The 22,230-nt window shown below is 52.9% G+C and carries 22 protein-coding genes; 1 reads left to right on the top strand and 21 read right to left on the bottom strand.

Translation table 11 applies throughout. The features are described 5' to 3' along the window. The 15 genes from ispH to IB286_RS06720 all read right to left on the bottom strand — a co-directional run bounded on the left by ispH (position 1) and on the right by IB286_RS06720 (position 15,865). Positions 1-948: a 4-hydroxy-3-methylbut-2-enyl diphosphate reductase gene (gene ispH, locus IB286_RS06790; RefSeq protein WP_190764301.1), complete on the bottom strand. Its 948-nt coding sequence runs from the start codon at positions 946-948 to the stop codon at positions 1-3. A 41-nt stretch (positions 949-989) separates the two neighbouring features. Then, the gene (gene fkpB, locus IB286_RS06785) at positions 990-1,439 is read right to left on the bottom strand and encodes an FKBP-type peptidyl-prolyl cis-trans isomerase (RefSeq protein ID WP_190763845.1); all 450 of its coding nucleotides are present in this window, start codon (positions 1,437-1,439) and stop codon (positions 990-992) included. 9 nt (positions 1,440-1,448) lie between these two features. Further along, complete coding sequence (lspA, locus tag IB286_RS06780; protein ID WP_190763843.1) at positions 1,449-1,928, bottom strand: signal peptidase II; 480 nt, start codon at positions 1,926-1,928, stop codon at positions 1,449-1,451. Between the two features lie 28 nt (positions 1,929-1,956). After that, positions 1,957-4,776 carry an isoleucine--tRNA ligase gene (gene ileS / locus IB286_RS06775; protein ID WP_190763841.1) on the bottom strand — a complete coding sequence of 940 codons (2,820 nt, stop codon included), beginning with the start codon at positions 4,774-4,776 and terminating at the stop codon, positions 1,957-1,959. Between the two features lie 56 nt (positions 4,777-4,832). Beyond that, the gene (gene ribF / locus IB286_RS06770) at positions 4,833-5,762 is read right to left on the bottom strand and encodes a bifunctional riboflavin kinase/FAD synthetase (RefSeq protein WP_190763839.1); all 930 of its coding nucleotides are present in this window, start codon (positions 5,760-5,762) and stop codon (positions 4,833-4,835) included. Between the two features lie 115 nt (positions 5,763-5,877). Then, positions 5,878-7,491, bottom strand: coding sequence for a murein biosynthesis integral membrane protein MurJ (gene murJ, locus IB286_RS06765; protein ID WP_190763837.1), 1,614 nt, complete (start codon positions 7,489-7,491; stop codon positions 5,878-5,880). A 1-nt stretch (position 7,492) separates the two neighbouring features. Further along, the gene (locus IB286_RS06760; protein WP_190763835.1) at positions 7,493-8,104 is read right to left on the bottom strand and encodes an NUDIX domain-containing protein; all 612 of its coding nucleotides are present in this window, start codon (positions 8,102-8,104) and stop codon (positions 7,493-7,495) included. A 31-nt stretch (positions 8,105-8,135) separates the two neighbouring features. Beyond that, positions 8,136-9,152, bottom strand: a complete 1,017-nt coding sequence (locus IB286_RS06755; protein ID WP_190763834.1) for an aspartate carbamoyltransferase — start codon at positions 9,150-9,152, stop codon at positions 8,136-8,138. Between the two features lie 43 nt (positions 9,153-9,195). Then, the gene (locus tag IB286_RS06750; RefSeq protein ID WP_190763832.1) at positions 9,196-10,998 is read right to left on the bottom strand and encodes an ABC transporter transmembrane domain-containing protein; all 1,803 of its coding nucleotides are present in this window, start codon (positions 10,996-10,998) and stop codon (positions 9,196-9,198) included. A 71-nt stretch (positions 10,999-11,069) separates the two neighbouring features. Further along, positions 11,070-11,333 (bottom strand): GIY-YIG nuclease family protein, encoded by a 264-nt coding sequence (locus IB286_RS06745; protein ID WP_317889720.1) that lies wholly within the window; start codon positions 11,331-11,333, stop codon positions 11,070-11,072. Next, a complete protein-coding gene (sbcB, locus tag IB286_RS06740) occupies positions 11,330-12,757 on the bottom strand; it encodes an exodeoxyribonuclease I (protein ID WP_190763831.1) in 1,428 nt (475 codons plus the stop codon). Before sbcB ends, IB286_RS06745 begins: the two co-directional genes overlap by 4 nt. 2 nt (positions 12,758-12,759) lie before the next feature. Then, positions 12,760-14,277, bottom strand: coding sequence for a fumarate hydratase (locus IB286_RS06735; RefSeq protein WP_190763829.1), 1,518 nt, complete (start codon positions 14,275-14,277; stop codon positions 12,760-12,762). 201 nt (positions 14,278-14,478) lie between these two features. Beyond that, entirely contained in the window at positions 14,479-14,784 is a 306-nt protein-coding gene (locus IB286_RS06730; RefSeq protein ID WP_190763827.1) for a type II toxin-antitoxin system RelE/ParE family toxin, read from the bottom strand. Next, positions 14,772-15,029, bottom strand: a complete 258-nt coding sequence (locus IB286_RS06725; RefSeq protein ID WP_190763824.1) for a type II toxin-antitoxin system Phd/YefM family antitoxin — start codon at positions 15,027-15,029, stop codon at positions 14,772-14,774. The genes IB286_RS06730 and IB286_RS06725 overlap by 13 nt, the downstream gene beginning before the upstream one ends. A gap of 113 nt (positions 15,030-15,142) precedes the next feature. Then, positions 15,143-15,865, bottom strand: coding sequence for a hypothetical protein (locus tag IB286_RS06720; protein ID WP_190763822.1), 723 nt, complete (start codon positions 15,863-15,865; stop codon positions 15,143-15,145). Between the two features lie 197 nt (positions 15,866-16,062). On the opposite strand from IB286_RS06720, the gene IB286_RS06715 reads away from it, so the two are divergent. Continuing rightward, on the top strand, positions 16,063-16,719 hold the full coding sequence (locus tag IB286_RS06715) for a urate hydroxylase PuuD (protein ID WP_190763820.1): 657 nt from the start codon (positions 16,063-16,065) through the stop codon (positions 16,717-16,719). A gap of 49 nt (positions 16,720-16,768) precedes the next feature. Here IB286_RS06715 and IB286_RS06710 read toward each other — a convergent pair whose 3' ends face one another. The 6 genes from IB286_RS06710 to IB286_RS06685 form a co-directional block, all read right to left on the bottom strand. Further along, positions 16,769-17,131: a CoA-binding protein gene (locus IB286_RS06710; protein WP_190763818.1), complete on the bottom strand. Its 363-nt coding sequence runs from the start codon at positions 17,129-17,131 to the stop codon at positions 16,769-16,771. A gap of 89 nt (positions 17,132-17,220) precedes the next feature. After that, positions 17,221-17,760: a CC0125/CC1285 family lipoprotein gene (locus IB286_RS06705; RefSeq protein ID WP_190763816.1), complete on the bottom strand. Its 540-nt coding sequence runs from the start codon at positions 17,758-17,760 to the stop codon at positions 17,221-17,223. Positions 17,761-17,886: 126 nt separating this feature from the next. Continuing rightward, the gene (locus IB286_RS06700) at positions 17,887-18,309 is read right to left on the bottom strand and encodes a potassium channel family protein (RefSeq protein WP_190763814.1); all 423 of its coding nucleotides are present in this window, start codon (positions 18,307-18,309) and stop codon (positions 17,887-17,889) included. A gap of 19 nt (positions 18,310-18,328) precedes the next feature. Beyond that, positions 18,329-19,255: a D-hexose-6-phosphate mutarotase gene (locus tag IB286_RS06695; RefSeq protein ID WP_190763813.1), complete on the bottom strand. Its 927-nt coding sequence runs from the start codon at positions 19,253-19,255 to the stop codon at positions 18,329-18,331. Next, a complete protein-coding gene (locus tag IB286_RS06690; protein WP_190763811.1) occupies positions 19,252-19,992 on the bottom strand; it encodes an SAM-dependent methyltransferase in 741 nt (246 codons plus the stop codon). The genes IB286_RS06695 and IB286_RS06690 overlap by 4 nt, the downstream gene beginning before the upstream one ends. Positions 19,993-20,097: 105 nt before the next feature. Continuing rightward, positions 20,098-22,158: an alpha/beta hydrolase gene (locus tag IB286_RS06685; protein ID WP_190763809.1), complete on the bottom strand. Its 2,061-nt coding sequence runs from the start codon at positions 22,156-22,158 to the stop codon at positions 20,098-20,100. Positions 22,159-22,230: the final 72 nt, after the last annotated feature.

Here is a 22,230-nt window from a genome sequence, read left to right as displayed (position 1 = left end):
TCAATCGACATTAATCAAGCGCAATTCCTTGGGCAGCGAGAAGGTGATGTTTTCCGGGCGGCCGGCTAACTCTTCTGGCAGTGAGGCGCCCAATTCCTGCAAGCGCTGAATAACGGCTTGCACCAAAATTTCTGGCGCTGACGCACCGGCAGTTACCCCCACTTTGAGGCCATTTGAAAACCACTCCGGACGAATATCTTCTTGGTTATCAATAAGGTAAGCACGACAGCCACGGCGCTCGGCCAGCTCCCGCAGGCGGTTGGAGTTAGAGCTATTCGGTGAACCGACCACTAACACCACGTCCACTTTTTCAGACAGGACTTTAACGGCATCCTGCCGATTTTGCGTGGCGTAGCAAATATCATCTTTGCGCGGCCCTTCAATATTGGGAAAACGTTGACGCAGTGCTTCAATCACCGCCGCCGTATCATCCATCGACAGCGTTGTCTGAGTGACATAGCAAAGCTGATTGGGGTCATTAACCTCTAACTGCTCAGCTTGAGCAACATCCTCCACCAGGTACATTTTGCCGCCATGCTGGTCATCGTATTGCCCCATGGTGCCCTCTACCTCGGGGTGGCCCTTGTGACCAATCAACACGCACTCACGACCATCGCGGCTGTAATGCGTTACTTCCATATGCACCTTGGTGACCAGCGGACAGGTTGCATCAAAGACTTTTAGCTCGCGCCGCTCGGCTTCATTTCTTACTGCCTGTGAAACGCCGTGAGCACTGAAAATAACGATTTTTCCGTCTGGAACTTCATCCAGCTCATCGACAAAAACGGCGCCGCGATCGCGTAAATCATCGACTACAAATTTGTTATGAACCACTTCATGGCGGACGTAGATCGGCGCACCGAACATGTCCAGCGCCCGATTTACAATTTCGATAGCACGATCCACCCCCGCGCAGAAACCCCGCGGATTCGCCAGCATAATCTGCATATCGTTGTTGAGCGCACTCATCGTCGTAGCCTCGTCTTTACTTATTCGGCGGCAACCGGCGCAACCGCCAGAATTTCCACCTTAAATTGCAGGGTTCGCCCCGCCAGCGGATGATTAAAATCCACCTCGATCACTTCGTCTTCAATAGCGCTGATCACGCCGGGCAATTCGGCACGGCTGGCATCGGCAAAGGAAATCACCAAGCCTTCTTGCAACTCCATATCCGCCGCAAACTGACTGCGAGGAATACGCTGAATATTAGCGGGATTGCGCTGACCAAAAGCATCTTCTGGCGGCAAATCAAACACCTCGGCCGCACCGGCAGTCAGGCCAATCAGCTTCGCTTCAACATTGGGCAGCAAATTACCATCACCAAAAACGAAGGTCGCAGGTTGGCGATTAAAGGTGGAATCCACCTCGCTACCATCTTCCAGCATCAGTGCAAAATGCAGACTGATTTCAGTGTTTGGCCCTACGCTTACATTACTCATTTCAAACCTTTATTTATGCTGCTGGGGATTAATCAGCATATCCAGAATCATGCAGGCCGCACCCACGGTAATCGCGGCATCGGCAATATTGAACGTAGGGAAATAACTATTGCCCCAGTGCACGGAAATAAAATCGACCACATGCCCAAAGCGAATCCGGTCGATGACATTGCCAATGGCACCGCCCGCGACCAGCGACAGGGCCAGTGACAGCAACCACTGCTCACGATGCAGCTTCATCAGCCACACAAGTAAGTACCCGCTTACGGCAAATGCCAAGGCAGTGAAAAACCAACGCTGCCAACCGCCGGCGTCATTCAGAAAACTAAACGCCGCACCGCGATTGTAATGCAGGGTCATATCCAAAACCGACAACCATTCTACCGGCTGCGCATAGTTGAGCAGGCTTTCAGCCAATTGCTTGGTGTACTGATCCAGCGCCACCGCCGCCAGTAACACCAGCAACCAGACCGTGCGGTGCTTAGGCATAGTTATGCGCTTAAGCATAGTTGTCCGCTTAAGCATAGTTGCGTACTTCCCCGTCACCATCGACATTGTCGATACAACGGAAACACAGCTCAGGGTGCTCGGTAGATTGACCAACATCTTCACGGTGATGCCAGCAACGCACACATTTCTGGCCTTCGCTTGCCATAACACGAACATCCAAGCCGTCTAGATCGGTTTTGGATGCCGCGTTGGAGGCCGAAATAGGCGCCAAGCTCGCCGCCGAAGTGATCAAAACGAAGCGTAATTCATCACCCAGCTTAGTCAGGCTGTTCATTAGCGGCTCATCACAGAACAAGGTCACTTCAGCCTGTAGTGAACCGCCTACAACGCCCTCATTACGTGAGCTTTCCAGCACTTTATTCACCGAGGTTTTAACTTCTTGAATGGTTTCCCAGAACGCCTCATCGAAATCTGCATCAGCCTGAATCGACCGCAAACCGATGTACCACTCAGCAGCAAAAACACTGCCAGTGTGCTCACCGGGTAGAGCCGCCCACAGCTCATCGGCGGTAAAGCTCAAAATCGGCGCAATCCAGCGAGTCAGTGCCTCGGCAATGTGATAGAGGGCGGTTTGCGCTGAACGGCGCGCACGGCTGTTTTCGCGGGTGGTGTACTGGCGATCTTTGATGATATCCAGATAGAAACCACCCAGCTCAACCACACAGAAGTTATGCAACTTCTGGTATACCTGATGGAACTGGTAGCTGTCGTAGGCCGCAATAATTTCCTGCTGTAGCTTGGCGGTGTGCTGCACAATCCAGCGATCCAGCGCCAGCATATCCTCAGCCGGCACCGCATCTTGCAGCGGATCGAAGCCCGCCATATTCGCCAGCAGGAAACGCGCCGTATTACGAATGCGGCGGTAGGAATCGGCGGTGCGCTTAAAGATTTCGTCCGACACGGTCATTTCATTACGGTAATCGGTCGCCGCCACCCACAAGCGCAGAATATCCGCACCCAGCGAGTTCATCACTTTTTGTGGCGCAATGACATTGCCCACCGATTTGGACATTTTGCGGCCCTGCGCATCAACGGTGAAACCGTGAGTCAGAACGGATTTATAGGGCGCAACGCCGTTACTCGCCACCGAGGTCAGCATTGAAGATTGGAACCAACCACGGTGCTGGTCAGAGCCTTCCAAATACAAATCTGCCGGGAAACTCAAGCCTTCGCGCTGGGCCAGTACCGCAAAGTGCGTTACCCCAGAATCGAACCACACATCCAAGGTATCGGTGATTTTGATGTAGTCTGCGGCTTCGTCACCCAGCAGTTCAGCGGCATCAAGATCAAACCACGCCTGAATGCCCGCCTGCTCAATTTTCAGCGCAACCTGTTCAATCAGCTCCGCACTGCGCGGGTGTAATTCCGCGGTATCTTTATGCACAAACAAGGCAATCGGCACGCCCCAAGTGCGCTGACGCGAAATACACCAGTCGGGGCGCTCACTCATCATGGATTCAATTCGTGCACGCCCCCAAGATGGCATCCAGTTCACACCATCTACTGCCTTCATAGCCTGCTCCAGCAAACCATTTTGGTTCATGCTAACGAACCACTGCGGCGTAGCGCGGAAAATGATCGGGGTTTTATGACGCCAGCAATGTGGGTAGCTGTGCTCCATCTTGTGGGCATGTAACAAACGGCCCTGTTCGGCCAGCAGCGACACAATTTCATCGTTAGCTTTGAACACATGCTGATTGGCAAAACGCTCGGTGCCCTCAATATAAACACCATTAGCGGCAACCGGGTTGTAAACCTCAATGCCGTATTTCTGCCCTACCACAAAGTCGTCTTGGCCGTGGGCTGGAGCCGTGTGCACTGCGCCGGTACCGGCATCGGTAGTCACGTGATCACCCAAAATCACCGGCACCTGACGATCATAGAACGGGTGTTGCAATGCAAGATTTTCCAGCACCGCACCCTTGCAGCTAGCCAGTACTTGATAATCCTCAATGCCATAGCGCTTCATCGCCGACTCAACCAGAGCCTCGGCCAGCAGAATGACTAATTTTTTGCCATCGCGCTCAATGGCCAGCCATTGATAATCCAGCTCAGGATGCAGCGAAACCGCCATATTTGCTGGCAGCGTCCATGGCGTGGTGGTCCAAATCACCAGATTTAATTCGCCGTCAGTATCGGCAGGCAAACCACCGCGCTGCTTGGCTTCTTCCGCATTGACCACAGCAAAGGCCACATCAATCGCAGGCGAAACTTTGTCTTTGTATTCCACCTCGGCTTCAGCCAGTGCAGAGCCGCAATCCAAACACCAGTGAACAGGTTTAAACCCCTTGTGCAGATGACCATTGCCCGCGATTTTGCCCAAGGCGCGCACGATATTGGCTTCTACATCGTAGCTCATGGTCAGGTAGGGCTGATCCCAATCACCCAGCACACCCAAGCGCTTGAAATCTTCCCGCTGGCCATCAACCTGCTTGTTGGCGTATTCCCGACATTTTTCCCGGAAGGTCGCGGCATCCACTTTCTGACCCGGCTTGCCGACTTTCTTTTCAACATTCAGTTCGATAGGCAGACCGTGACAGTCCCAACCCGGCACATAGGGGGCATCAAAACCGCTCAGGGTTTTAGACTTCACAATAAAGTCTTTCAGAATTTTGTTTACCGCGTGGCCGATATGAATATCGCCATTGGCATATGGAGGACCATCGTGCAGAACGAAACGCTCCCGACCTGATCGCGCCTGACGAATCTGTCCATAAACATCCTCGTCGAGCCAGCGCTTGAGCATCTGCGGCTCGCGCTGAGACAGATTTGCCTTCATGGCGAAATCAGTAGTCGGCAGGTTAAGGGTATGCTTGTAATCACTCATAGGGATTTTTCTATTAAAAAACGTCTACATTAAGCGGCTAAATTAAACGGCAAACATCATTCAGCAAAATAGTCGCGCGCGGTTTGAATATCGCGCTGAATCTGTTGCCGTAATTCATCAAAACTGTCGAACTTGATTTCACTGCGCAGCTTCTTGCGAAACACCACCCGCAGATTGCGACGATAAATATCACCGCTGAAATCCAAAATATGTACTTCTAAAATTGCCTTGCTAAGATCGCCAATAGTTGGGCGCACCCCCACATTGGCAACCGCTGGCCGAGGTTTATCGCCAAGCCCTTCAACCTCACAGGCAAACACGCCCTGTAAAGGAGAGCGCAGGCGACGCAGCTGAATATTCGCTGTGGGCGCATTAATTGTGCGGCCTAGTTGCTGACCGACAATGACCCGCCCCGAAATACTGTAAGGGCGGCCCAATAGGGTTTCCGCCAGAGCAAAATCCGACTCACCCAAGACCTGACGAATTCGGGTACTGCTTACTCGCTCACCGCCATTGAGCAGGGTGGCGGTGTCTACCACCTCAAAACCATTACTCTTGCCGTGACGACGGAGTAATTCAAAATCGCCGCTGCGATCGCGGCCAAAGCGCAGATCATCACCCACCACAATAAATTTAGCGCCGAGACCATCCACAAATAATTTGGAGATAAACTCTTCGGCGCTGAGATTGCGCAGCGACTCGGTAAAGCGGATACGAACCACCCGATCCACACCCAACTCGGCAATGGCCTCAAATTTCTCGCGGAAACTCATCAGGCGCGGCGGCGCCTCATTGGGAGAAAAATACTCGCGCGGCAGGGGTTCAAACAACACAACCGTCGAAGGCAAGCCCAGCTCGCGCCCCTTGGCGACTAACTGACGCAATACCGCCTGATGCCCCAGATGCACACCATCAAAGGCACCAATCGTCGCAACGCAGTTGCGATGTTGGGGACGAAAACTGTGAAAACCTCGAATCAGCTCCATGCGGGGAGTCTTTTATTGCCCAATTTTAGCCAGTGACGGGCCCTGAGCCCCTGCACTATCAAGTTTCAAAACGGCGCATTATAGCCTCTTGAGCCGCCTTTCTTAAAGCCATGCGCTATAAGCGATGCTCTCGGAAATGACTGATTCGCAGTCCCAGTAAATACAGTGACGCTAAATAACCAAACACTCCCGCTGCACAGAGCAAGGCCATTTGCCCAGCACGCTGCCACGCCGGCAAACTTACCCAATCCTGCGCCACAAACAAACCTACCAAAAGCAGGCCGGCCATCACCAAAACGGCGGCAGCTAGTTTGGTGCTATATGCCACCCAACCCGCCTGTAATTGATAGCTTTTACTACGTAGCAAACCACGGAACAGTAATCCTGCATTCAGCCAAGCCGAGGCCGCCGTTGCCGCGGCCAGCCCGACATGGCCAATTTGCCAATAGTGATGCAATGGCACCACAAAGGCGATATTCAGCACCATATTGGCGACCATGGCGATAATACCGATGCGCACCGGGGTTTTGGTGTCTTGCTGGGCGTAATAACCGGGAGCCAGAACTTTGATCAACATGAAGGCGATCAAGCCAAGGGTATAGGCACGTAAACTCAGACTCGCCATCCCCACATCACGGCCCTGTAGCTCACCGTACTGAAAAAGGGTAATCAAAATCGGCTCAGCCAGAATCCACAACGCCACCGCCGCCGGCAGCGCCAAGAGCAATACCCCACGCAAGCCCCAATCCAAGGTCGCCACAAACCCGGTGCCATCTTCAGTGGCTTTTTTACGCGACAGGCTGGGCAAAATGACCGTAGCAATCGCGATGGCGAAAACACCCAATGGCAGCTCAACCAAGCGGTCTGAGTAGTACAACCAAGAAATACTGCCGGTGGGCAAAAAGGACGCCAGCACCGTATCCAGCAGCAGGTTGATCTGACTGACCGACACCCCAAACAACGCTGGGATCATCAGCGTAATCACCCGCTGTACGCCTTCGTCTCGCCATGCCCAGCGCGGCCTCGGCAGCATTTGAATCCGCTGCAAAAACGGCAATTGGAAAGTCAGCTGGGCAAGCCCGGCCATAAACACCCCCCAAGCCAAGGCCATGGCCGGCTCCGTGAAATATGGCGAGGCCCAGAGCGCAGCAATAATCAGGCAGAGATTCAGCAGTACCGGGGTAAACGCGGGCACTGCAAAGCGACCATAGCTATTGAGAATCGCCCCGGCAAAGCCGGTCAAGGAAATAAGCAGCAGATAGGGAAAGGTAATGCGGATCATCTCAGCAGTGAGCTGAAATTTCACCGGGTCGCCACGAAAACCAGGGGCAAACAGCGTGGTCACTAAGGGCGCGCCCAACACCGCCAACAGCGTCACCAGTAGCAACACACCACCGAGTGCACCGGCCACCTTGTCGATGAGCAGCTTGGTCGATTCGACCGTGCCTTTTTCGCGATACTCAGCCAGCACTGGCACAAAAGCTTGAGAGAACGCGCCCTCGGCAAAAAGTCGACGCAGGAAGTTGGGGATTTTAAAGGCGACAAAGAAACAGTCCGCATTGGTGGTCGCGCCTAGAAAAAAGGCGATCACTACATCGCGAATCAGGCCCAGCACCCGCGACAGCATGGTCATGCAGCTCACCACCAGACTCGATCTAAGCAGACCGGCGGCGGGTTTTATCTTGGTATCGGACGCATTCTCTACCGACGGCTGGGCATTTTCCGCCATATTAAACTGACCACGCTTCGCGCAATCGGGCGCGATTCAAGCTCAACCACTGCAGCGCAATAATGCTGTGGGCATTATTGATTTCACCACTGGCCAGCGCCTGCATTGCTTGCTCATAACTCAGAACGGCAGCGCGAATATCTTCGCCCTCTTCCGGCAGGCCAAATACCCCACCGGCCTGACTCAAATCCGCCGCACCGCAGTAGAGATGAAAATATTCATTGGTGCCGCCGGGCGAGGAGTAGTATTCGGCCACTTTTTCAATTTGACCAATGACCAGCCCCGCTTCTTCTTCCGCTTCACGGCGGGCCACTTCTTCGGGGGATTCAGCCTTGTCGATAATGCCGGCCACCAGCTCGGCAATCCACGGGCTTTTGGGGTGTTCCATTGCCCCAACACGAATTTGCTCAACCTGAAGAATCAGGTCATTGACCGGATCGTAGGGCAATAAACCCACGGCAGAACCTCGGGCAAATAACTCGCGTTGAATTTCCTGACTCCAGCCACCGGCGTACAGACGATGACGAAACCGCAGCTCGCGGACTTTAAAAAATCCCTGCCAAGCGATTCGGTCGTGGATAATTTCCACATCGTCGTGGCTGAACTTAGCCATGAACACTCCTTTTTGATTCAGTGCGACCGAGTTAAAACCGGCGTTCGGTATACCAGTTGACGTCGCGGGCACTCTTATCAATCTGATCCACCACATCCAAGGTCATGGCAAACAACGCCATTCTTACCAGCACGCCATTATCCGCCTGCCGGAAAATCGCCAGATTAGGGTTGTCGTTCAGATCATTATCCAGCTCATTGGCTTCGGCGCGAGAATCCCGTGGCAGCGGGTGCATAATCACGGTATTGGGCTCACAGAATTCAGTGTAAATCGCCTGATTAAGGCGGTAGCGGCCGCGGTAGAGATCGGCCATTTCCTGGCTGCCAAAACGCTCTTCTTGAATCCGGGTCGAGTAGGCAATATCAACACTGGAAATGGCATCTTCCAAACGCTCGGACTCCAGCACGGTATGCCCGGCTTGACGCAACTGCTCAACAATATCCTCTGGCATTTTCAGCTCTTCCGGTGAGATCAAAACCAGTTTGATATTGCGATACAGGCACAGCAGTTTAGACAGCGAGTGAACCGTGCGGCCGTATTTCAAATCGCCAATCATGGCAATGCGCAAGCCGTCCACATCATTGCGGCCGCGAGACAAGAGCTCTTTTTTAATGGTGTATAAATCCAGCAGCGCCTGACTGGGATGCTCATTGGCACCGTCGCCGCCATTTAACACCGGCACCCGGCTGGCCGCCGCGAACTCCGCAACAGAACCCGAAGCCGGATGACGCATTACAATCACATCGCTGTAACCACTGAGCACCCGAGCGGTATCGTAAAGAGACTCCCCCTTGGCAATGGCCGAGCTTTCAAACCCAGTAGTTTCACGCACTTCACCACCAAGTAAATTGAAGGCACAGCCAAAACTCACCCGAGTTCGGGTGGAAGGCTCAAAAAACATATTGCCGAGAATTGCCCCGTCCAGCACCTTGGTCACCCGCTCACGGTGGGCGTAGGGCACCATGCGATCAGCAACAGCAAAAATTTTCTCGATATCTCCGCGCTCAAACTGACCAATGGAAAGAATATGACTGCCGGCAAACTTCACTGCGTTGACTCCCAATAAAACCCGCGTGTGCGGGCGATAAAAACTACGACGCGTCGGCGGCGACCTGCTTGCCCGCCTCATCAAATTGCAGACTGGCCCAGCGCGCATACAAGGGCGAGCGGCTTAGCAATTCATTGTGGGTACCCGTGGCCACTAATTGGCCGTGGTCGAGCACCGCAATGCGATCTACATTAATCACCGTTGCCAGTCGATGCGCAATCACGATACTGGTGCGACCCTGCATCAGTTTTTCCAGCGCCTGCTGAACCTGATATTCGCTCTCGGCATCCAAAGCGCTGGTGGCCTCATCCAATAACAGCAACTTAGGGTCAGCCAGAATGGCGCGGGCAATGGCGATGCGCTGACGCTGGCCGCCAGATAATCTCACCCCGCCTTCACCAACGTGACTATCGTACCCTTCCGGCAAGCGCTCAATAAAATCTGCCGCGTAGGCAGAGCGCGCCGCCGCGCGAAGTTCTTCGTCACTCGCCCCCGGTTTTCCATAGCGGATATTATCCGCCACTGTGCCAGTAAAAAGCACGGGCTGCTGCGGCACCATGGCGATATGTTGGCGCAAATCCGCGAGGGACAAATCTCGAATATCGACGCCATCAAAGCGAATCGCGCCCTGCTGCACATCGTAAAATCGCAGCAACAAATCAATCAGCGTCGATTTCCCTGCACCGGAGCTGCCCACCAAGGCCAAGCTACTCCCCGCCGGAATTTGCAGATCGAGCTGATCAATCGCCGCATGATCGGGCCGAGAGGCGTAATAAAAACTGATATGGTCAAAATTCAACTCGCCGCGCACCGGCTGGCTCAAGGCTTTGGGCTGTACAGGTTCGGGCACTAAATTGTCTGCCGCCAACAATTCCAGCAAGCGCTCAGTCGCCCCCGCCGCGCGCTGCAAATCGCCGTAAACCTCGGAAATTACCCCCACTGACGCCGCGACCATTACCGCATAAAACACAAACGCGGTTAGCTCACCACCGCTAATCCGGCCGGCCATCACATCGTGACCACCCACCCAAATCATGATCGAGATTGCGCCCAATACCAAGGTGATCACCGTGGTCGACAGCCACGCCCGCTGCTTAATGCGATCAATGGACACATCAAACGCGGATTCAACATGGCGATCGAAGGCATCGCGATCCAGCAGTTGATGATTAAACGCCTGCACCAGCTTGATATTTTTGATCGACTCGCCCACAAAGGTGCCCACACCGGCAATGCGATCCTGACTATCGCGGGACAGCTTTCTCACCCGGCGACCAAAAATCAGAATGGGCATCACCACCAGCGGCACACTGATCATCACCATCGCCGTCAGTTTGGGATTGGTAATAAACAGCCAAATGACTCCCCCAATGAACATCAGCATATTACGCAGAGCAATGGATACCGAGGAGCCAATAACCGTCTGTAGCAGGGTTGTATCGGTGGTGATTCGCGACTGAATCTCACCGCTGAGATTGGTCTCAAAAAAGCCGGGATGCAGCATCACCACATGGGAAAAAACTTTTTGCCGCAAATCGGCGCTAACCCGCTCACCGATCCAAGACACCAGAAAAAAGCGGATAAATGTGCCGACCGCCAGTAGTAAAATCATGACCAGAAAAATGAGCAGCGCTTGATTAAGGCTGTCTGTGGTGGCGTTTTGGGCAAAGCCTTGATCAACCAGCAATCGCAAACCTTGACCAATGGATAAGGTGACCGCCGCCGTAAGTACCAAGGCAATACTGGCGCCAATGACCTGCATTCGATAAGGCCGCAGGAAACCCAGCATGGCTTTAAGCACACCAAGGTTTCGGCTTTTACTGCGTTCGGCTTGCGCCTCAGTCATTGTTATCTCCCCGCTTGGGCGGCAATTATCGCTTGCAAGTCTGCGCTTACAAAACGTCTTTTATGATTTGCTTAGCTGCTCGCGCCAATCAATAGCAGCTTTTGACCGCGTGTCAGCTTTTTAATTTCGGCCTCGCGACGACTGGCCTCCGAGCGATCGCTTGCCCGTTCACGATAGACAATCTGCAGCGGTGGATCGCCCCGAAAAAAACGGGCGCCGCCAGCTAACTCGCCAGCATGTTCACGGAATCGGCGATCGGGATCAGTGCTAATGCCGGTATACAACTTGCCGCTGTTACTGCGGATCATATAGACCCACCAATCAGCCTCGCTCACAAGCCAGCCTGCTCCAACGCATCAGCGTAATCGGAAAGCTCGCTGAGGATATGCTGGCGGAAATCATCGGTTTCAAGTGCGGCTAGCTCTTCAAGGCGCTGGCGGAAGCTCGCAAATCCCAAGCGTCCGTCGCTAGGCTCGCGCAGGCGTGAACGGCAAAAACCCATCCACTTTTTCATCTCGGCAGGATTGAGTGATTCCGGAAAATTGCGGGCCCGATAGCGCCATAGCAATTCCGGCAAGCGCTGATCCTGAAAACGGAAGTAATCACTGCCCAATTCACTCGGGCTCGCCTCGCGTAACTCATCCATTAAACGTTTATCAGCATCACCAATAAATCCGCCATACAACTGGCTGTCTGGATCAGTGCTGCCGGCAAATTCACGCTGACTAAATACTTTTTGCAGCTTCTCGGTCAGCCCGGCCGCATTGCGCAGTTGCTGCCAGTACTGCCGCGCTTGGGGCAAATCGATTTGCAAGCGCTCAGCACTGTGTTCATCGAGCAATTTGCTGGTTGCCACCATCGGCGAGCGATTGATATGAATTTCCTTCAAAGGAATTCGCGGGGTATCCCCCAAATCAGCGGCAGAACTAAATACCCGGCGCATAATTTCATCAACATCACCGTCGATCAGCGGCTGAGGATCTGCACTCAGGTCATAACAGATCACACTATTGCGGTTCTGCGGATGCAGAGCCAAAGGCATCATCAAGGCACTACAAAACCGAGCCGCCGGTAATCGCCCAGACACATGCAAAACCGGCACCTGAGCCTCGGTATCCAATAATTGTGCAACCTGACGCTTATTGCGCAGACCCAGCGCATAATCCCAGAGCTTGCCCTTGCGGCTTTTAATCAGTTTGGCCAGATCAATGGTGGCATACACATCAGACAGGGCGTCGTGGGCCGACTCGTGGCTGAGACCATTGGCTTGGCTAAGCAATTCGAGTTTAAAGCTGGGCGTTCCATCTTCCCGCAACGGCCACTCAATCCCATCGGGACGCAGTGCACAGCACAGGCGTACCACATCAATTAAATCCCAGCGCGAATTGCCGTTTTGCCACTCGCGGGCATAGGGATCGTAGAAATTGCGATAGAGGGTGTAGCGGGTGACTTCGTCATCAAAGCGAATGCTGTTGTAACCCACGCCGCAGGTTCCGGGCTGGGCCAACTCTGAATAAATCCGGGCGATAAATTCCGATTCTGACACGCCCTCTTCCAGCGCTTGCTGGGGCGTAATACCGGTAATCAGGCAAGCTTCTGGATGGGGTAAAAAATCCGGACTTGGGCGACTGAATACCATCAGCGGTTCACCGATGATATTCAGTTCACTGTCGGTGCGGACACCGGCAAACTGAACGGGGCGATCAATCGATGGATTGGCGCCCCAGGTTTCGTAGTCGTGCCAGTAGAAAGTCCCCATTCTTAGGCGACGTTAATTTTCTCAGCTTCGATTTTAGCTGCCCAGAATTGCGGGCCAGTTTTATGCACTGACTCGCCCTGAGTATCAACCGCCACAGTCACCGGCATATCTTCTACGGTGAATTCGTAGATGGCTTCCATTCCCAGCTCGGGGAAGGCAACCACCTCGGCCTTTTTGATTGCCTGCGCAACCAAATACGCCGCACCGCCAGTTGCCATCAGGTAAACCGCTTCGAATTCCTTGATTGCCTCAATCGCAATATCACCGCGCTCCGATTTACCGATCATGCCCATCAGGCCAGTTTCCGCCAGCATGGTGCGGGTAAACTTATCCATACGGGTTGCGGTAGTTGGGCCAGCAGGGCCAACCACTTCTTCACGCACGGGATCAACCGGGCCCACGTAGTAAATAAAGCGACCTTTCAGGTCTACCGGCAGGGTTTCACCCTTGGCCAGCATATCGGTCATTTTCTTGTGTGCAGCGTCGCGGCCAGTCAGCATTTTACCGTTCAGCAATAGCGTATCGCCGGGCTTCCAAGTTTTGATTTCTTCCGCCGTTACGGTGTCCAGATTAACGCGCTTAACGTCACCACCCGCCTCGCGAGTCACTTCTGGCCAATCTTCCAGCGAAGGTGGCGTCAACGCCGCCGGGCCGCTGCCATCCAGTGTGAAGTGGGCGTGACGAGTTGCCGCACAGTTAGGAATAATCGCCACAGCTTTGTTGGCCGCGTGGCTTGGGTAATCCTTAACCTTCACGTCCAAGACAGTGGTTAAACCACCCAAACCCTGAGCACCAATACCCAGTTTGTTGATTTTCTCATGCAGCTCTAAACGCAACTCTTCGGCGCGATTGCCCGCACCGCGTTTTTGCAGATCGTGAATATCAATGGGGTCGAGCAGCGCTTCTTTGGCCAACAGCATGGCTTTTTCAGCAGTACCGCCGATACCGATACCCAGCATACCTGGAGGACACCAACCGGCACCCATGGTTGGTACCATTTTCAGCACCCACTCCACCACAGAGTCAGAGGGATTCAACATGGCAAACTTGGATTTTGCCTCGCTGCCGCCACCCTTGGCCGCCACGTGCACATCTACCTTGTCGCCGGGAACGATCTCAAAGTGAATAACCGCCGGAGTATTGTCTTTAGTATTACTACGAGCACCATCTGGATCGGCCAGAATAGATGCACGCAGCACGTTGTCTGGCAGGTTGTAGGCGCGGCGAACACCTTCATTAATCATATCGCTTACCGACATATCGGCATCCCACTGCACATTCATCCCCACTTGGATGAACACGGTAACGATACCGGTGTCTTGGCAGATCGGACGGTGACCCTCGGCACACATACGCGAATTGATCAGGATTTGCGCCATGGCATCCTTGGCTGCCGGATTCTGCTCGCGCTCATAGGCCTCACCCACCGCTTTAATGAAATCAACCGGGTGGTAGTAAGAAATATATTGCAGAGAATCGGCAACGCTTTGAATCAGATCATCCTGGCGGATCACAGTCATGGGAAAGACTCCTTCGGTCTTTTTGGCCTGTTCTAGGGTGAGACGCAAACTGCCGCACCGGGGCCTGTCAGTAAGGTTTAAAAAGGGCGTTTGGAGTAAATCTGACCAGACTGGAAGTTGGATTCAGCCGGGCCGGACATTGTGGCGGGCAAGTATACACCAGGGTTGCGACGCAATATAGAAAGTCGCCAAGTAAGATGGTTAAGAACCACCTTCTAAAAGGTAGGCGCGGAGTTGTTGCTCCTCTCTCAGAATATGGATGATGAAAACCCGCGCCCCCTCTTCTCGGTAAAAAATACGGCAAGGTGGCAAAACCAGTTCTCGATACACCGAACTGGGCAGTTCGGGAGGCATTCGCCCAGATTGCGGAAACTTAGCTAGTCGTTCGACTTTTTTGAACACTTTCTGAACCAGCTCGCTTGCCGCAGCCGGATTATCCAAGGCGATATACTCTGCCAGGTCATCCAATTCTTGCAGTGCCGGCTCCGTCCAGATTACTTCAGCCACTTACTCATTTTCTCCCTGGCCTCTTTGTGGCTGTACGTTCTTCCCTCCAGTACAGCGCGCTCTCCCCTTGAGAGCGCCTCAAGCAATTGCAGTCGGCGCTGCATAAACTCATAGTCCTGCACATCGACAAGATAGGCAGAGGGCTGACCATGCTCCGTAATCAGCACGGGCTCTTTTGACAAATGTAAGTCCGCCAGGATTTTTGTAGCTTGACGCTTTAAATTAGTTACCAGCTCAACTTTCACGGGCTATACCGACACAAAAAAGTGACACTATAGTATCACTCATTTTCAATCCTTTCATTTAGCAATACGACCATCTGAAATTCGCACAACCCGTTTTTAAAAAACAACTGACTTTAAGGCTGAGGACTCGCCGCGTGGTACTGGGTCATAGTTTGGCGTAGGTTTTCCAGATCGCGGTTCACTTGGCGGCGGAAGGCGTTAACCGAATCCAGCCATTCGTCCGCTTCTTTCATTTGCTTTTCCAAGTCGGCAATACGGGTTTCAAGGTTGCCGCCCTTGGCCACTTCTTTTTGTACGCTCAACAGGGTTTTCTTATTGACCTCGGACTGGGCAACAGCGCGATCTAGCTTATCGCCAAAGCCATCCAAACCTTTGAGCTTCACGGCGTCTGCCGCTTGGGCTTTTTCCAGCTTAGCAATAGCTACACTTTGCTTTTTCAGGTCTGCTTCATGCTCTTGCAGGGTTTCTTTCTGCTTTTTCCAGACATTGTCCCAGAGCTTGCGCACTTCGCTATCCAGCTCTTTCAACCGCACTTGTGTGGTCAGGCTGTTCTCTTCAAGGTTTTCACCCGCAGCAGAAAGGCGATCCTCAAGCGCATCCAAGCGCTGCTGGTTCAGCGCCAACGCTTGCTGACTCATCACCAACTGGTCGTATAAGTAGTAGGCCGCGCCACCCAAGCCCAGCACCAAAAACAGCAGTAGCATGCTTAGGCCACTGCCACCGCTGCCACCTGACTTAGCGACTGGGGCGGATTTTTTTTGCTCCGCGCGATGCGCCAGATCGTCATCATCCAGCGTTAATGAAATTGTGGGCTCAGACCTGTTGCTATCCTTCACAGCGTCAAACTCTCCAGAGTGTTTTCCAAAACAATATTATGGCAAGAGGTCGGACCTCTCACCAGTGACTAATTCCCAGAGTAGAGGGGAAAATTTCAGCCTTAGAAAGTTTCTCCAACAAAAAGTTCGCTCTGCTATACTCGGCGGCGCAGTAAAACAAAAACACAACATCTGTAACATTGAGTGGGGATTGTATTATGGATTCATTTATCAGCTTGGACCTGTTGTTCCGCTGGCTACACGTGCTGTTTGGCATTACGTGGATCGGCCTGCTGTACTACTTCAATTTCGTACAAACCGAATACTTCAAAGAAGCTGAAGCGACTGCTAAAGCTGACGCGGTACAGAAGTTGGCGCCTCGCGCACTTTGGTGGTTCCGCTGGGGCGCCATGTTCACCTTTATCACCGGCCTGATCCTCCTGCACTTCACCATGCAACGCGGATTGAATGCTTACATCATCATCGGCGCGGTAATGGGCACCCTGATGTTCTTGAACGTGTGGCTGATCATTTGGCCAAACCAGAAAATCGTTTGTGGCATTACCCCCGGTGATGCGGCAAAAGCAGCCCCTAAAGCGGGTTTGGCGTCACGCACCAATACCCTGTTCTCTGCTTCAATGCTGGTAGGTATGCTGGGCAGCTTCCACGGTTCTAATGAGGCTTTCATGCCAGCATTAAGCGGTGGCGCAGAGCCTAACTTCAGCCTCGGTTTGCTGATCAGCCTCGGTATTATTGCGCTGCTGGAACTGAATGCCATCTTTGGCAAAACCGGCCCAATGACGACCGTAAAGGGTGTTATCCATATGAGTATTGCACTGGCGGCGGTACTGGTTGGCCTGATCCAATTCGTTTAAAACGGATTAGATTGTGCAAAAAGGGAGCAATTGCTCCCTTTTTTATTGCTCAAAATTGCTCTGTTCGAAGTAAAACCAGCGTACACGCTTCTTCTACAGCAATCCCATTTTCACGGAGCTGTGCTTCGTGCACCTCAGATTCCGTACCCGGATTAAAAATCACCCGTCTCGGCTTTAATGCGATCAACTCAGGCATGATGGGTTCCAATAGTTCTGGGCGCACATACAAGGTCACGGTATCCACCGGCTCATCCAGCTCGTTTATATGCCCTATACAGGTATGCCCCGCCACAGTTTGATGATAGGGATTAATCGGCAACACCCGATGGCCGTACTCACCCAACATTACGGCGGCTTTATAGGAGTAGCGCTCCGGCTTTGGGCTGGCGCCCACCACAACCACGGTTTCCATCCATAAACTCCTGACTTTTACTGTTACAAACCATCATGCCGCAATAAAAAAAGCCGGGCAATTGCCCGGCTTGGCTCACAGCGTGAAATTTACTTCGCGTTATTCATCCAGCGGCGCAGAGTCGAAGCCAGTTCTTGAGCATTGTAGGCTTCGGCGCTTTCTGGCATTTGGCCCTTACCCATTTTGACCTCAAGCGATGACTGGTAAGAAGTGCGCGTAGTGGTGGTTGCCACGCCGCCATCGATACGAGAAGGCACTTGGGTCACGTAGGTATTGCAGCTAACCAAACCACAGCGCTGATAAACCGCTGTACCACCGCCGTAATCATACATACCAGAAATATTGGTGCTGCTACGGCTTTTAGATTCGGTATCGCGATTCACCATTTGGAACCACTCGTAGCCGTTTTGCAGAGTTAATTCTGCGGCCCGCAACATCGCATAATCATTAACGGTTTCTTTATCAGTCACTGAGTTGCCCGTGAAGGTGACCCGGTAGCGATCAGCACCTAATTGCGTTTCTGTATAACCGTAAGCACCGCGTTTTTCGGCGGGCTGATAAACCGAGGTACTGCTACACGCCGCTAAAAAACCAGTCACTAACACGGCTAGAATAAGTTTGTATTGCATGGTTTTTCTCCAATCTAATTTGCACCGCATCAGGTTATACGAAGTAGTATTGCAATCCGTTTTTCCCGAAGCATGGCGCCATTCTACGTAGCGGGGCTTAACCGAAACTGAATGAACCTGAACCGCTTAGGACTTATCCCAGTTTTGGCGCATTTCGATATAGAGGAAGGATGCCGTCCAAGCAATAAGCACCAAACCCAACAAGGCCTCGAGCCCACTTAAAAAGCGCAAGTTGCCACTGGGATAAATATCGCCAAACCCCAATGTAGTGTAGGCGGAAAATGAGAAATACACAGAATCTAACAAGCTGCCGTCAAAATTGCCGGCCAGACCACCAAGCCCAGTGGAGTAGTGGCAGGTGTAATACACCAAGCCAAATACCCAGATTTCTGCCACATGTGCCAGCAGGGTTCCCACTAGGGCAAACAGCACGCGGTGGCGAGGCGAACGCAAATGGGGCGCTCGACGCTGCAATACGATCAACATTTCGTGGTGTATAAGAACAACCGCCAGACAAACCAATGAATTGACGGCAAACACAAGCAGCACAACAGCCTCCTATTGAGAGTTAATCGACGGACGCGAGGCGCATAACCGCCTCATGCCGCTCACCTGCGCCAAGAATAACTTCATCCGCAAAAGCACGGCCGCGCTCCACACACACGTAGTCTTTGTGATAAGCCCCCACGTCAGCCATTTGCTGGGCCAGCTCCGCACCGGGATTCCAAACAATAACCGTCTCGCAATCCACTCCGCTGATACTCAGAGTACGCTGGCCATCAACAAGCTGCTGAGCGCTCTGCTGAGACTCATACACCCGATCAACCTCACCGGGAAAGCTTACCTCTCCAGACTGAACAAAGGCCGACAAGCCCTGACAATTATCCAAATACATTTGCTGATCTAGGCCGCACACTTTAGCTTCGCCCACATCGCTCACGCTCAAGTAACTATGAAGTGCGAAACTTAGCGGCATCGCCGACTCACCGAGATTGCTGATCGACAAGACTTGTTCTAACTCACGCCCCAAGATTATTCGCAACTCAGCTCGAATTGGCCAAGCGAAGAGCGAGAGATCCTCTTCTGTGGATTGATAAGCTAATGAGAGCTCCACCTGCTCATCCGCTGCGTTAAATGACTGCAATATCCAGCGTCGGTTACGCAAAAAACCGTGCTTAGGCAGACTATTTTCGCGCCGATTTACGCCAAACCAAGGCGCGCAAACAGGAATTCCACCGCGAATAGCCTGCCCCGGCTGAAAGCGCTCAAGCGGACTTAACCAAAGAAAATCACGCTGGCCAGCCGGCGCGAACGACAGCAATTGCGCACCATAAAGACTAATCACCGCACGGCAGTGCGCCGACTCCACCAGCAACATGGGCAAGTCAGAATTAGCACCGAATAAGGTATTGGTATCGCTGGCCGTACAAACATCGCCGGCAGCAGCGACTAACTGCTGCTCAGAGGCAGAAAGGCCAATAATCGCTTCCGTCATGCATCAGCCTTAGATTCAGGCTCAAGGGATTCAGACCCATGGGATTTACGCGATGGCCGTTTTTTACTCACAACCCGCAGCATTTCATCCGCGCCCTTCTGAAAGCGATACGGCACTTTAACCCGCTCAACGTGATAACCCTGAGCATACAATTCTTCCATCACCGGTCGCAGATGGCTCGATAGCTTCCCTTTTAGATCAACCAAGGGAAACACCCGCACCTCACCCGCAACACGGCACAGTTCTTTAAGCGAATTGAGATGCTGAATGGCATCAATCTGCTCGCTGTACAAAAACAATAAATGCGATACCACCGCCAGTTCAAATTCATTATCGAACATGGGCAGCTCAGGCAAACTAGCCTCAATATAACGCCCGTCTTTCAAGCCGGAATCGTAATCCGAGAGAAAACGATTCATCGCCGACATCCGCACCGAACCGACATGACCGGGATCGCGAAAACTGCTCCAGTGATATTGCTCGGCATTACGCGCCAGCTCAGCAACAACACCGGGATACACCCGCTGAATTCGGGAATGAATTTCTTGCCGCGTGAATTGATAGATAGGGTCAACGGAAACCACCTCGCCACCCTGCCCGGTGAGTTCGGCATTGAAGCTGGCTGGGCCATCACCGCAGCCAAGAATGCGACGCTCAAGATCAGTGATGCTCAAATCGAACATCGCCTTGTACTCGGCCAGAGAACGTCCCCAAGGGACTATTGAAGATAACTGCAAGGCGCACACCGCGTGATTAGTGATTCCATCCGGCGTTGTCGAATTTCAACAACACCGGCGCAGTATAGACGGGCCGCCCGGCAAAACCCAGAGGGCCCGCAGCGATTACTCCGTACTGATTGCCCCGGCAACACCGCCTGAAAAATCAGGCTGGCCGTCAGCCCCAAGCATAAACAACGGCAGGCGCACACGACCCTGCACATTCACCACGGGGATGGTCACGTCGCGAGAGAACGATTCAATATACTGAGGGTGATAACCGCTCAGCCAAACACCGAGACGATCCCCTTCGGCCAAGCGCTCAGCTATGCCGACCAAATCAAAATCCAGATGCTCGCCCAAACCGCGCACCGGCGTAATTTGGTCATCAAGCAGTTCCCAGTCACCGCCGGCTCGCGAAATCGCGATTCCGGCAAATAAGATGCTGTCGCAGCCGGTACGAATCGTAGGTACAACCGCCTCGGCACACACCAGATCATTAATCATTTGTGGCGTGGTCACCGTCAAATCCAACTGCGGAATACCCGCAATAACAAGCCCACGACTATCTGTCACGGTGAGTACCGGCTGCACAACTGCGGCCTGACCTGCAAGATGCAGAGTTTGCGCCTCAGCACCGTTGGCAATATTTTCCAGCGTCCAATCGGCAGACTGATAGAACGCGTCGTTATTCGCATCATCTGCAAGTCGCGCCTTAAATTGCTCGCGAGGAATCCAAACCGCATCATCATCCACCAAAGACATACAAATGCGGTCATCCTGCAGCGCCGCCACCGCAGGGCCGCCACGCAATTTTTCGTTAAACCACGCCAAGGTCGCCGCACGCACCGAGAGCGCCCCGCAAGCAAAATTTCCACCGGGTGCTTGGGTGTAAATGGGGTCGGGGGTTTCACCAATAAAATTACTGATGATATGGCCGCTCTCGTGGCTGATTAATCGCACCTCATGCCCCGTACTGGCAGCACGCTGGCTTAAACACTGATAATTCCACCAGGCCTCATTAAAATTAAACAAGGTGTCGCGAATCCCCTGGGTCAACAAAATATCAACACCGGGTTGATTGGTATAAGAGATACCAAACGGCGGGTTCATCGCCGAGCTGAGATTATTATTCACATCACTCGCCAACGCCGCGTAGGGCATAGTCGCCTGATTATTAAGACCGCACCAATAACTTGGGCTGTGATAGGCAAACCAATCCAAGGCGTCTCGGGGAATCTCGTTGATTGCCAAACCGCGGGTCAACACCTCGACAATATAGGAATCAAGGCCCCGCGCTAGCGGTGAATCCTGATTTTCCAAACCCGGCTGATAACTTCCAGCAGAACCACCCGCCACCAGTAACAACGCCCAATCCGCTTTAATAACATCTCCGGGATTTAGGCTATAAGGTAAGTGGTGCCAAGTAATATCCGGCACAATGGCATCCAGCCGCTGCTGGGTATCGAGGCCGTGAATCAATAGCTGATAGCCACCACCGTAACTACTGCCAATGGCGCCCACCAATAGGTTTACCCCGCGCGAGTTACTATCGGCAAAGATTGGACGAGCCGTGATCCGGCCGGTACGCTCATCGCGCCAAGCCAGATAATCCAGTCGCTGCTCAGCCCAATCCAGAATCTGTAGCAAATCCTGCCCTTCCACATCCGGATCCATAACCCGCACCGTGCCCGAGCTATCGCCAAAGCCGCGCTGATCTATAGAAATCACCGCGTAACCGGCTTCGACTAAATCCGCAATGCCCGAACTTTGATAATCGCCCGACTCGGTATCACTAACCCGCTTGCCGCCAAAACCGTGACCGTGAAGAATCAGCGGATGGGCGCCCTGTTTGATTTCGCCGCACTTCAACACCGCCGGCTCGAACAGCTCAAAGCTAATGCGTTCACCGCTTTCAGAATCCAACAACACCTGATAGTGACGCTTGGCCGGAATTTCACTGTCATTGTCGCCACAACTGGCATTTAACTGACTTGGTGCGCAGCCATCATCGTCCGCCGTTTCATTTCCCGGCGTTTTGGCGCAAAGGTCGGCCTGATTTTGAACGCCATCATTATCGGCATCCAGATTAGCAACCGGATTGTTATGACTACTGCTGGAGCTGGAACCGCCTCCACAAGCCGACAAAACAAACAGCACAAGGCTGGCAAGAAATAAACGGAACATAGACTTACCCACTATTATTTTAATATTTCACACGATGATTAAGCCGGGTGGTTTTTTACCAGCACGAGTACC

The sequence above is a fragment of the Spongiibacter pelagi genome (genome assembly GCF_014705705.1).
In the GTDB taxonomy this organism is placed as follows: Bacteria; Pseudomonadota; Gammaproteobacteria; order Pseudomonadales; family Spongiibacteraceae; genus Spongiibacter; species Spongiibacter pelagi.
The sequence above is the reverse complement of the archived record's forward strand: the minus strand, read 5'-3'. Positions and strand labels throughout refer to the sequence as shown.